Origin of the sequence: Trichocoleus desertorum AS-A10, from assembly GCF_039962155.1 — a bacterium.
In the GTDB taxonomy this organism is placed as follows: domain Bacteria; phylum Cyanobacteriota; class Cyanobacteriia; order FACHB-46; family FACHB-46; genus Trichocoleus.
In genome coordinates this window covers 225,115-237,139 of record NZ_JAMPKN010000007.1, presented here as the reverse complement: position 1 = coordinate 237,139, position 12,025 = coordinate 225,115, and the positions used below count along the sequence as shown (strand labels likewise).

Annotated in this window: 14 protein-coding genes; 1 reads left to right on the top strand and 13 read right to left on the bottom strand. The window is 44.8% G+C overall.

Annotation, left to right across the window (positions count from 1 at the left end; translation table 11 throughout):
• Positions 1-57: 57 nt before the first annotated feature.
• From NDA01_RS31905 to NDA01_RS12840, 10 genes are all read right to left on the bottom strand, one after another.
• Positions 58-282, bottom strand: coding sequence for a transposase family protein (locus NDA01_RS31905; RefSeq protein WP_431193394.1), 225 nt, complete (start codon positions 280-282; stop codon positions 58-60).
• Between the two features lie 8 nt (positions 283-290).
• Positions 291-395, bottom strand: coding sequence for a transposase family protein (locus tag NDA01_RS12880; RefSeq protein ID WP_431193393.1), 105 nt, complete (start codon positions 393-395; stop codon positions 291-293).
• Between the two features lie 39 nt (positions 396-434).
• Positions 435-596: a hypothetical protein gene (locus NDA01_RS12875; protein ID WP_348228244.1), complete on the bottom strand. Its 162-nt coding sequence runs from the start codon at positions 594-596 to the stop codon at positions 435-437.
• A gap of 323 nt (positions 597-919) precedes the next feature.
• The gene (locus tag NDA01_RS12870; protein WP_348228243.1) at positions 920-2,077 is read right to left on the bottom strand and encodes a Wadjet anti-phage system protein JetD domain-containing protein; all 1,158 of its coding nucleotides are present in this window, start codon (positions 2,075-2,077) and stop codon (positions 920-922) included.
• Positions 2,070-3,905 (bottom strand): ATP-binding protein, encoded by a 1,836-nt coding sequence (locus NDA01_RS12865; protein WP_348228242.1) that lies wholly within the window; start codon positions 3,903-3,905, stop codon positions 2,070-2,072. Before NDA01_RS12865 ends, NDA01_RS12870 begins: the two co-directional genes overlap by 8 nt.
• A 192-nt stretch (positions 3,906-4,097) precedes the next feature.
• A complete protein-coding gene (locus tag NDA01_RS12860) occupies positions 4,098-5,426 on the bottom strand; it encodes an ATP-binding protein (RefSeq protein WP_348228241.1) in 1,329 nt (442 codons plus the stop codon).
• Positions 5,404-5,946, bottom strand: a complete 543-nt coding sequence (locus NDA01_RS12855) for a DUF4194 domain-containing protein (protein ID WP_431193395.1) — start codon at positions 5,944-5,946, stop codon at positions 5,404-5,406. The genes NDA01_RS12860 and NDA01_RS12855 overlap by 23 nt, the downstream gene beginning before the upstream one ends.
• 47 nt (positions 5,947-5,993) lie before the next feature.
• Positions 5,994-7,442, bottom strand: coding sequence for a DUF3375 domain-containing protein (locus tag NDA01_RS12850; RefSeq protein WP_348228239.1), 1,449 nt, complete (start codon positions 7,440-7,442; stop codon positions 5,994-5,996).
• Positions 7,443-7,668: 226 nt separating this feature from the next.
• Positions 7,669-8,700, bottom strand: a complete 1,032-nt coding sequence (locus tag NDA01_RS12845) for an aldo/keto reductase (RefSeq protein WP_348228238.1) — start codon at positions 8,698-8,700, stop codon at positions 7,669-7,671.
• Between the two features lie 162 nt (positions 8,701-8,862).
• Complete coding sequence (locus NDA01_RS12840; RefSeq protein ID WP_190437402.1) at positions 8,863-9,945, bottom strand: DUF3474 domain-containing protein; 1,083 nt, start codon at positions 9,943-9,945, stop codon at positions 8,863-8,865.
• A gap of 176 nt (positions 9,946-10,121) precedes the next feature.
• Between NDA01_RS12840 and NDA01_RS12835 the strand changes: the two genes are divergently transcribed.
• A complete protein-coding gene (locus NDA01_RS12835; RefSeq protein ID WP_348228237.1) occupies positions 10,122-10,463 on the top strand; it encodes a 2Fe-2S iron-sulfur cluster-binding protein in 342 nt (113 codons plus the stop codon).
• A gap of 39 nt (positions 10,464-10,502) precedes the next feature.
• Here the strand turns inward: NDA01_RS12835 and NDA01_RS12830 are convergent, their stop codons facing one another.
• The 3 genes from NDA01_RS12830 to rbp all read right to left on the bottom strand — a co-directional run bounded on the left by NDA01_RS12830 (position 10,503) and on the right by rbp (position 11,698).
• Positions 10,503-11,015, bottom strand: coding sequence for a hypothetical protein (locus NDA01_RS12830; RefSeq protein ID WP_348228236.1), 513 nt, complete (start codon positions 11,013-11,015; stop codon positions 10,503-10,505).
• A 57-nt stretch (positions 11,016-11,072) separates the two neighbouring features.
• A complete protein-coding gene (rpsU, locus tag NDA01_RS12825; protein WP_190437776.1) occupies positions 11,073-11,264 on the bottom strand; it encodes a 30S ribosomal protein S21 in 192 nt (63 codons plus the stop codon).
• A gap of 116 nt (positions 11,265-11,380) precedes the next feature.
• The gene (gene rbp, locus NDA01_RS12820; RefSeq protein ID WP_190437392.1) at positions 11,381-11,698 is read right to left on the bottom strand and encodes an RNA-binding regulator; all 318 of its coding nucleotides are present in this window, start codon (positions 11,696-11,698) and stop codon (positions 11,381-11,383) included.
• Between the last annotated feature and the right edge of the window lie 327 nt (positions 11,699-12,025).

The window sequence follows — 12,025 nt, the reverse complement described above, 5'->3', positions numbered from 1 at the left end:
AGAAACCGCAGCCTCTCCTGACACCGGGGCGAGTTGCTCGATCTATGAGTGTTCTTTTTATCCAACTTGGTACTCCTGCCCAAGTTCCGAAACTACGAGGAAAATCTCCAGGTCACTCAAAAACACCACTTTGCCTCGACGCTGACTGATGATGTTGTTCTTGACCGTAAATGTCTTCTTCTTGCCGCTGTAGTATTGCTTGCGCTCGGTTTTGTCTTTGGGGCGGTTGATGCGGCGCTCGGTGCCATCAATAATGAATTCCAGACTCGGGCACTGTGCCATTACCTCCTCTAATCGATAGGACCCATGCCAAATAGGAATCCTTGCGCTTCCTGGGTCAGGTACAACCGGAAGTACATCAAGATGAACAACAACTTGTCGCAGGTCTGCTTCAACTTGGGACTGCGTCCACCGCCATAGCGCCGTTACCGATCTCAGTTGATATAGTGCTGTTCCACATACCCTTGCCATGCTTGTTCAAAGGCCACTAAAAGCTGCTCGAATTCAGCAGCTGTCAACCCAGTCAAGCTTTGTAGTACTCGGGGTTTGCGTTGAGCTTTGGCGTAGGACAGCATCTTTGCCTCTAAGGTACTCACCTTGTTTCCGAAGACTCCCAGCTTAACCTTATTTCCGATAAAGTCTATTGTACGAGCTGCCTTACTCTTTCTGCATGCTCTCCTGTTGCCGGGTTAACAGGTGGGGAAATCGACAGCGAAGTATTCGTTCATCCAACCAAGACCGAGAGATCTACAGTAAAACTTTGTACAATAAATCGTTATACTGCCCGAGTTAACTATGGCATGTGCGCACGAAGCAATCTTTAAGGTGCGCTACACAAGCACCATAATGCCTGAGTAGAAAGTGATTTGGAACATTGAGGGATGAGAAATATCTAATTGCTTGTATCGATTCAAACACTTTACTGCATGAGACTCTGTAGAAGTTGATTAGCATAGTCTTGGCTGATACGCTCCTGTTCTAAGCGTTTCTGATGAAATACAAGATATTTATATAAAGTTTCTTCTTCAAAAGTCAGATAAGGTAAGGTTTCAGCGATCGTTCTGTCTACAGAAACCGCAAAGTCCTGAAACACCTCATACGTCGCCATATCCATCATGACAGAGATTGTTTGAGAAAAGTAAGACCGTAGTTGAGACAGGATTTTAAACCCATCTGTATCTAAATCTCCCCAATAAAAAATAGGGAAATGTGATAGCCATGCAACAGTTTTCAAAGCTTGAACTGCATAGCCACTGCCAAAGATGGCAAAGCTATTTTCTAAAGGGGGCAGGGTTAGAAAATTGATCAAATTCTCAGTGATGAAGCAGCGATGAATATTCAAATTTAGCTGCCTGAACTCAGAGACAGGAATACTGATATCTGCCATGGGCAACCCGTATCTAGTTTTCAAGCGTTGATCTAAGAATCTCAATCGGATCAGTGGCTCACGATATTTTAGAGAAAACCGCTTTTCAAATATATATTCTTTTTCTCCCTCCACGGAAACTAGTTGATCAACTGGAAGTATGGCTTCTAAATGACTGCGAAGAATTTTTTGATTCTGTTCAACAAATTTTGTATGTACTCGGATCGGCAATTCCCTTATATAAAGATTTGGTTTTGAATTCTGTTGAAAATATTGGCAGACTTGTAGTAGATCACCCCAACGATCGGCATACTCAACAACTTTCAAAGGGTTATGAGACAGCCAATCAAATAATTGAGGAATGTTGGTCTGAATCAGAGCTACGTTTAATTTGAACTTTGCGACTTCTTGCTCCTTCCTAATAAGTTTTAGATAATCTCGTTCTGTATCTATGCTAATGCGATTTGGTAAAGACTGTAGTCCGTGCTTCTGAGTTTTTCGAGTTTCCAAATCAAGAGTATAACCATAACCAGAGTTCTGTTTAGATTTTTGGATTAGCTGAGTAATGGCTTCGCGTAATGCAAGATAGTCTTTAGGGAAAGTGCCCACTGAAAAATCAATAGGAAAGAACTCTTCTCCTGTAATGATGGAAGTTAGGAAAGCTCCATAGCGCTGTTCAGATCTTCGCTTAATTTCAGTAGGGTCAATCACGATTAGAACTGAGAGCAGCTTGACGATGATGCCGATATTCTTCAATCGAGATAGAGGTAATGCTAGAGCAGTTACCTTCAGGGATGTTGGCAACAAAATGCAGACTAGAAATATAAGGCTCTATCACATTAATTTTGTCTTTTGGAGTGACAACTAAAAGTTGAAGATTCAAATTTTTGAATAGTTCCATCGCGTAACGTGCATTACCATCATCTGATTTACTGAAAGCTTCATCAATAACAACAAATCTAAACGATTTATGGTTTATGGTGTCTTGATTAAGTCCGAATTGGTAGGCGATCGCAGATGCTAGAATCGTATAAGCCAGCTTTACTTTTTGCCCGCCAGATTTTCCAGAAGAGTCTGTATGGTGTTCTTTCTCACTATTGTCTGAGCGGTAACGTTCGCTGACAGAAAATTCCAGCCAGTTGCGCACATCAGTGACTAAGCCTGTCCATCGGTCTTCGGATTTGAATCGCTCAATTAAGCGTGTTTGGATGCTTTGAAAGCGTTCTTCATTGTCTTCAGCGCTTTGTCGAGCAACATCACCCAGGCAAACTTTTAGATCTTCTTTGAAGTCTCTCACTTCACGATTGCGAGTCTTATCACAGCACAACTGAATGTAACTCGATTCTGTATAGTCAATTTTGCATAGAGACTCGTTGAGATCATCAATCGCTTGTTCAATATCCTCTTCTTGTCTTTCTAAAGTGCTCTTGAACATCGAAATGGCAATGATGACTTTCTCATTCATCAATTGCTTAAAGCGTTGCTCATGTCGAGGTAAATCATCTTGCTCAATCTGGTTTTTAAGTTTCAAATATTCATCCAAATAGTCAAGGGATGTCCCCATCTCTGATGCGGTTTCAGGAAAAGCGTTCTTAAAGTTCAGCATTCGTATGTTGAGGGCACTGCGAGAATCATCCTGCTGCCGTTCTCTTTGACGGAGTTGCTCCTGCAAATAATCATGCAGGCTTGCTTCGTCCTGAGTCATGGTTTCCAAGGTCATTGCATACTGTCTGAGCTTAGCTGCCATGTGCTTTGCAAAAGCGTCAATCTCCGTAGCTATAAACGATCGCAGCTTCTTCTCGCACTGATTTTGCTCTGTTTGGGCTCGGTTCTGTCGATCCTCAAAGGACTGAATCTCTCGAATCAACCGTTCACGCTGCTGTTCTGCCTGAGTAATTTCTGTCTGAGTTGCTTTCAGTTGAATTTCGAGTTGCTTCAGGCGATCGGAACTGGCTTCGAGCTGCTGCCGTTGTTTTTCAAGTTCAAGCCGATCAAGGTCTATTGATCGCCAATCAATTTCAGAGAAATCAACAAACTTCATAAAATCTTGCAACCAGGAGACTTGTTGTTGCCGCTGCTTGCGCTGCCGTTCTAATAATTGAATTTGTTTGTCAATTTGTGCGAGTTGCTGGTTGATTTGCTTCAAGTCAGCTTCTAATGCCTTGATCTTACTAGCATTATTCCAACCTAAAATATACTGGCTATGATCGCCAATTTGAGATCGATCGTCCTTCTCATGCCGTTCCCCACCATGCTTGATTAAACCTGTGCAAGTAATGGCACGAACTTCACGATGAAACTGTTCGATCGTGTCGCAGCAAACATAACTAAATTGTCGAATTAATTGATCCCGCAGCCATTGAAAAAATGTTTCATTCTCTTGCTTAATTTCTAACTTATAAGGAACTTGTTCTGGATCAAGGGTTCGTTGGGTAGGGTTAGGCGCAACAGCCAGAACGCGATAATAAACTAATCGTCCCCGTAAATGTGTTCGGTTTACATAAGCATTGACTGCCTGATAATGAGCTTCAGGAACCAAAATACACAGACCAAAACCGCGAAGCAGACGCTCGATTGCTCCTTCCCACTCCTGCGCTTCTGGACGTACCTGCAGTAACTCACCAACAAAGGGAAGTTCGGTATCATCCAGTTTGAGGTCACGGGCAAGCCGATCGCGGATATCCAGATTAGCTTTAGGAATCTGGTTCTTCCGGCTACGAAGAGAAGTTAATTATTCGTCTAGTTTGATTTGTTGTTTTTGTAAGTCAGCATATTGCAACTTTTGTTCGTCTCGTTGTGCTTCTAAGGTTTCTAAAGCAGCATCAGTTTCTTGCTTTAGTTCTTCTCCCTTTGCCCTCGCGGCATAAAAGGCATGGCGATCACTATATTCAGCCAGAGCCAATCGTTGAGCGAGTCGATCGTACGCTTCAGCCTGTTTCTTTTTATGGTTAACTTCCTTCTGGCATCGCTCAATTTCTTGCCCAAGGTCCTGCAACCGCTGACCCACACTGTCTTGTTTAATTGCAAAATCCAGATCTTTTTCCTGTTGGCGTAAAGTTGTGAGCAAGCGATCGCTCTCACTGCGTTGATGTTGAGTTTGGGTGAGTTGCTGGTCGATCGCCTGTAATTCGTGCACTAACAACTTTAGTTTCTTACTGGCAAAAAATGCAGGTACAAGAGATTGAAATTTTTGCGAGTTAGCAACATCAATCTTTAGTTTTCCATATTTTTCTGCTTCTTCTGTTAGTGGCAAGAGCGCTTCTAATTGTTTTCTGGCTTTTTGAATTGCCGAGTGCGAAATGGTGAGGTTTTCGTAGCTTTCCTGCAACTCGCGGATTTTGGTTTGCACATCTTTCTTTTCGAGCATGTGATTGCGAACAAAATCGTTTAGTCCACCAATCTCTTTGATGCTGACAGTTTGGTTGAATAAATCCAGCGCTTTTTCTGATTGCAGACCCAAGCGTTTACGAAATTGCTGACTGTATTTGACAAACTCTTCAAAGGTTTCTGCTCCGATCGCTTTCAACTGTTTTTTCAGGTCAGCAATACGCGCAAAGTGGGTAAAATGAGTGGCGATCGATAGCTCGACATCCGCAATTACAAAAAATTTGCGTACCGAGCCATCTTCCATCCACAACACCTGTGCCAGAGTTACGTCCTGTTTGCTGATCCGGTCACTGAAATAGGCCAGCAGAACTGAAAGCGGCGCCTTTTCTCGCAGTAATTTTGGTTTTGAACCATAGGATTCCTCTGCCCGGGTGCGACCATACGCCCCCTGGATATAGCTTTTTTCATCCCGCTCTTTCTTACCAGTGCTACTGGAAGCCTGGTTGTAGTTACGACGTTTGTTTGGAACCAGTAATGTTAGCAACCCATCTACTAAGGTTGATTTTCCTGACCCGTTTGCCCCCGTCAGCAGTGCAATGTCTCCCTGCAAATTCAGCACCCAAGGGCGCTGGTCGAACGTGCCCCAGTTAAGCACCTCAAACCGTTGCAGCCGAAAACCTGCTGGGGCATTGTGAGAGGGTTCAATAAAGTCAAGAGGTAGGAGAGTTTGCATAAGCGTCTAGCTTGCGCTTCAAAAGTTCCAGCATCTCAGCATCAATTTTAGCTTTGAGAATTGGGCGAACTTCGTAGTTTTCATCCTGTCCAGACAGGTGTCGCAAAAATCCCAATTCCACCCCCTGTTTTACCAGGCTATCCACTTCTCGCCGAAATCTTTCTTCATTGTTCCCTTCGGGTAGGTAGGGTTGTAACAAATCTCGTAGCTTCCTAACACTTAGCACCAGGCGTCCAGTAGCATCGCTGGAATCAAACTGTCGCAATTGCTCTCGTAGTAAAACACAGAGAACCGTCACCTTGAAGCTCAATTGACGACGAGAGGTTAGACGAGGGAGTGATTCGGTACGATCGTCTGGGTCAGGATCAGGTTGTTCCAGATAAGCAAAACCCTCCGTTTCGTAATTCTGAACCTGCAATCCAATTTTGCTAAAGTAGTCCTTAATCGGAGTTAGATAACTTTGCAGCTGATCCCAATGAGGATCGTCACTATACATCACCCCTTGCAAGAGTTTGAGAATGACGGGCGCATAGGGTTGAGGTGGCTGGAGTTACACCATGCGAGTGGTCAGCGGCGAAAAATGATGTGTGGCAAGGTCAGTTGGAGTTGGGTTTCTGGCTCCAGGCTGGAAATTGTAATAGAGTCAATTGTACTATGCTCAACAGCATGGCGATCGGATTGGGTAGCGATCGTTAAATACGCAACAACTTCCGGCAAGCCCTGTGTCACTGGGTAGAGTTGAATTAACTCTGTAAGTGCAACGGTTGGACAGTGTTCCAGGATTTGAGCAATGCGCTGTGCCAACACGTCTTCATCTACGTAAAACTGTTGATAAAGTTCAGCAATTTCCTCATCCAGGCTAATGCTGGGCAAATCTGTGAAATCCAGAGAAAAGGTAGGCGTTTCTGTCTCTTCCAGAGGATGTAGGGGGCGGGCCATGACCAAATGAACCTTGGGATCTCCTGTTAATGCCCAAAAATCTGGTTCTGTCGGAATGTTGATTGCTACTTGTAAAGCAAGGCGTTGTACCTCGGTAATTAATTCTGCAACGCGACGGTTTTCCTGAAGATTGCGTTCGTCTAACATCTGGCGCAGTTTTTCGGTCAGTCGATGATTGGATTGCACGATATATTCCCCAGCATCCAATAAACTCCGTTCAATCCGACGCAGTGAAGGATACTCTTGGGTCAAGGGCTGCAACTCCTCTAGCTGATAAACGGTTTGAATCATGGATTTTAGCTCTTGCCGCTTACTGGCTGACATGAGAAAGTTCCAAAACGCATAGAAGCTGCGCCCCTGATCAGACTCTTTCAACTCCTGATCAGCATCTAACACACGGCTAATCACCATGCCTTTCCGGCCACCTCTCTCAAGCTGTGCTTCTTGAACTTTGCGAGTGAGATTGCGAAAGTTTTGTTCAATATCTCTAAAATCAGCGATCAACTGGCGAGTCACTTGATTGGCAAATAGAAATCGTTCTTGCAACTGTGTTGAGCTGTAACGATCAACGACTCCAGTTTGGCGAATCTGATCAATTTCCTGTTGAATGCGATCGCGATCTCGCTCTAACTGAGCAATTCGCGTTTCCACATTAGTAGTGCTGCGATCTTGAATCTCTTTTAACAAATCGAAGATTTGCAGAAAGCGAGATTCCGTTCCTACAAACTCATCTCGTTTTTGCAGATCCTCTAACCAGGCGATCGCTTTTTCAGCCGCTGCAGTCAGAGTAAATTCAGGATCGTCACTACTGTTAAATGTTTTTCTTAAAAGCTGATCGTCACACCATTCACCAAGGTATTCCTTGGGCGATCGAGGGTATACTTCTGGATAAATCTCTCGCAAAAAATCGAGATAGTCATCTAGTTTTGCTTCCATCTCAATCTGACCAACAGAAGCTCGTTGAATCACCTTAAACTGTTGATATAAAAAGCTTAGAATTAAAGCTGCATTTGAGCCTCGTAAAAGCTTCAGAGCAGCAGAAGTTTTTAACTCATGCTTGATTTGTTCATACTCCATGATGTTTCTTATCAAAGAACTACTAGAATGAGAAGCTGGAATAAAAGTATCGGTGTTTGTTTACCACTAAAATGAGCCGTATCTGTGTTGTCTCCTGATTCTTATCGGCAGTATAACAACTCTAGTACAGCGGATTGACCAAAATACTGGATACAATCTCTGTGGGGTCTAGTGCTTGAAGGTTATTGGTTGAGCCGCATAACTCAGAGCCGCAACCTTCAGTGTCTCAAGCCTTCCCTAAAGCCGCTTTGACTTTAGCATCCCATTCGAGAGGCTGCATCCATCCCGGATAAAGAGACGCTGGGACAGTCAGGGTATCGAGTTGAGCAATTTCTTCAGAAGAAAGCTTTAGATCAACAGATACCAAGTTGTCTTCTAGTTGAGATAGTTTGTTGGCACCAATAATCACCGAAGAGATAAAGGGTTTAGCTAGAATCCAGGCGATCGCAACTTGGGCAGGAGAGGCGCTGTGATTCTGAGCGATTTGCTTCAGGCGATCGACCACGTTATAGCCTAGCTCAACATCTACAGGTGGTAGCTGAAATTTAGTGCGACGAGCATCTTCAGGCGCAGGATTATCGCGAGTGTATTTACCGCTGAGAAAGCCGCCTGCTAGTGGACTCCAGACTAGAATCCCCATCCCAGCATCTTCGGCAAAGGGGACGAACTCATGCTCCAAATCTCGCCCCACCAAGGAGTAATACATCTGAGCTGCAATGAAGCGCGCATAGTCATACCGCTCCTGGATTCCTACCATCCGAGCGGCTTTCCAGGCAGGAAAATTAGACAAACCCACATAACGCACTAATCCCCGGCGGACTAAATCATTCAGCGCTTGTAGGGTTTCTTCCAAGGGCGTGAGCGGGTCAGGGATATGAAGTTGGTAGAGATCAATATAGTCGGTGTTTAGTCGCTTCAGGCTACCTTCTGCTGATTGGATAATGTGGCGATAGGATAATCCTGTATCTGTAATGGCATCGCCCAAGCGAAACCCCACTTTAGTCGCAATCACTACTTGGTCGCGGCGATCGCCCAGCGCCTTGCCCAACATAATTTCGGATTCGCCGTTGGTGTAGGCATCAGCAGTATCAAATAAATTAATGCCCGCATCTAAGACTCGACCCACCATCTGGTCGGCAAGCGCTTGGTCAATGCTATTAGTCACCCCCGGAACCAGTTGCCCGGTGCCAAAGGTCATCGCTCCAAAAGCCAGCCGCGAGACAACCAGACCTGTTTTGCCCAAAGTTGTGTACTGCATAAAACCAAATCTCCTACTGATGGAGTTTGTTGTTAAGGTACTGGTTTAAATCAGCAAAAATAAGTTGCCTGGAATACGTTTTGACAAACAATAAAAATCACCAGCTAGCGTTGCGAAAAACAACCGCTTGACTGGTGACAAAAATTTTTCGGTGATTCGATTTTAGATCTTCTTAGAAGGGGTTTGGTAGTAGACCTTACTGCCTTGATCTGGAACAAAGTAACAGGTTTGGTAGGAGCGCCATAACGATTTCCAAATGGGTTCTTGGGAAGATCGATAATGTTCTCCTAGAACAGGTTTAATCGCTTCTGTAGCCTCCTTTAGATGGTAGTGGGGAATTGTGATAAAGATATGATGGGCAACGTGAGTGCCAATGTTGTGATGAATGGGATTGAAAATGCCGTAGTCGCGATCGATGGTGGAGAGAGCGCCTTTGAGGAAGTACCAATCTTTGCCGCGATACCAGGGAATATCAGCATCGGTGTGGTGGAGAAAGGTGACTAAATCTAACCAGACCACAAAGACCACGTAGGGCATGAGGTAGTACTTAAACAGAAACCCAAAGCCATAATGCACACCCAAACCCACCAAAAAGGTGAGCATCAGTGACAAACACACGGTGCTGGTGAGGACTGCACGTCTCTCATGAGGCCGAAACAAGGGGCTGTCCGGCAGAAAGTGCGACCCTTGCTTTCCGGGCGATCGCCGAAACAGATACAACGGGTAGACAAACAAAATCAAGTGAAATCGAGCCAACCTCTCGTACCAAGGCATGTTGTCGTAGTAGCCCTCAGTGACGGGATACCAGCTCTCATCGGTCTCGATGTTGCCAGTGTTGGCATGGTGGGTGCGGTGGCTGATGCGCCAGCCGTGATAGGGCACCAAAATGGGGGTGTGGCTGAGGTGGCCCACCAAATTGTTTAACCAGCGGTAGCGCGAGAACGAACCGTGGCCGCAGTCGTGTCCAATCACAAACAAGGCCCAAAACATGGTGCCTTGCATCAACCAGAAAAGCGGGAAAAACCAGGCGCTATCAATGCGAGCGGCGAGCCAATAGAGGCCTGCGACAATGCCAAGGTCTAGGAAAAAGTAAGAGAGCGATCGCCAAAGGTTTGATTGAAAACAGTGGCCTGGGATAGCCGATCGGACATCTTGAAGCGTGAAGGGTAGAAACTCACGCGTAGGAGGACGAGTAGTTAAGTTGGAGGTCACGTTTTCGTAGTTTTGAATGAGATAGCAAAACATAGGGCAGCTGCATGAATGATTTGACTTGAGTCGCATTCAGCATCTGCCCATAGCTGCCCTATTGTAGGGCTTAACCTTATGTAATGAGTAGGGGAAACCCCTGAAATCCTAGGTTCTTTAAGGGTTAACTTAAGGAGTAGCGAGATATAAAAACTTTTGGAGCCAGATTAAAAACTATGGCTGTGTATCAAGTACGACTTATTAATCCGAAGCTTAACCTCGATTGTGCGATCGCCGTGCCTGATGATCAGTACATTTTAGATATCGCGGAAGAGTCTGGAATTCACTTACCATCTGGGTGCAAGCAAGGAGAATGCTCTGCTTGTGTCGCTAAGCTGGTAAGTGGTGAAGTGGATCAAAGTGAGCAGAAATTTTTACGGCCTGAAGAGGTGCAATCAGGGTACGTAGTTACTTGTGTTACTTACCCTATGGCTGATTGCACCTTGCAGACTCATCAGGAATCCGTGTTGTATCAGTCATCGCTCTACTTCAAGCCTGATAGTGTTGAAGCAGAATAGAGCGGCTGATTCCCTGCTAGAAAATGTCTAAATCTAGCTTTAATGATTGACACACAATTCTTGATCTATTCTTTGTCTCGCTCTTTGAGTCCAAGCTTCAGTGGTAAATGAGCTATTGGTATCGCTGAAAGTTACAGGATAAGGGGGTTCCTCAACTGAGGAAAGCGAACCTTTAGCTTTTGCTTCTACTAAGCTGACTACCCAAGGTAGAAACTCTAAAATTTCTTCTGGCAAGATAGTTAACTCAAAGCACCACTTCCGGTTCAACCCCCTACATAAAGGGCCTTTGCGAGCCACTGCGATGTCCCCTGCGCCTTTATTAATAGCCAGCCGCAGAATAAAAGGCCGTTCAGACTGAAAAGCATCTGGGGCTGAATAGGCGTAAATGTTGACGTAGTTCAAGTATTGGCTTGCATCCGTCCAAGAGGCCACTAAAGAACTACTGTTGTAAGAACTGCCGCTGATTTTGACAGGGACAGCCATTTCAGCAACAAATAGAGAGTAGAATTCCTGCCTTAAGTTAGAAATGATTCGTATTGTTTCTGGCGTCACAGTTGATTTACCTCTATTGACTAGTTGCTTTTGGCTATTTACGACATCGTCAACTGGTTATCTTTGGTGAGAACGTTGTTTACGCTGTTTGTGTTTGGCTAAAGCTTTCCGCTTTTCCTTTTCCAAGGGGGTCTCAAAGTGCCGCTTCTTCTTCATATCTTGAAAGATGCCAGCTTTAGAAACCTGTCGCTTAAACCGACGCAAAGCAGATTCAATGCCCTCGTTCTCACCTAAAACCACTTGAGTCATCTTGTTTTCTCCCATATGAACCGTATGCCTGGAAAGTAAGCAAAAAAGTCTCTAGCAGAATAGAGCACTTGCCTTTGTCTGCCAGAGACTCTAAATTTTAAACTTGAAACAAAGGCTTAATAGCGGCGATCGCTACGGCGATTATTACTCCAACCACCGCCACCGCCGCCGCCACCGGACGAACCTCGGTCTTCACGGGGTTTGGCTTTATTCACTTTGAGGTCACGCCCCATCCATTCTGCACCGTCAAGCGCTTCAATTGCAGCTGCTTCTTCTGCTTCTGTTCCCATTTCCACAAAAGCAAATCCCCGCACCCGACCTGTTTCTCGGTCAGTGGGTAGCTGAACCCGATTGACGGTTCCGTATTCTGCAAACGCGTGCTTGAGGTCTTCTTGGGTAACCTGGTAGGACAGATTACCAACGTAAATCGACATGAATTATCTCCAAAATCAAAGAGTGTAGAGAAGTTAGATCCGGAGAAACACTTGTCGGTAAAACGAAATGGGGTTTCAAAGCCGAAAATAATCCTTACGCTGTGACTATAACACAGTCATGTAGAAGGTTGAGTTGTAAATCTTCTGGAAATAATTAGAAGTTAATTAAGTTCTGTTTCAATTGGAGCTAGGCGATCGCCAACTTTAGCAAAAGCAGAATGATAACTTTTGAGCAGTTGTACGACCAAACGAGCAAATTGTATCAATTTTGACGGACGATATACTAACTTTCAATCACTCATAAAATTGCCTCTATTCGTAGTGTAG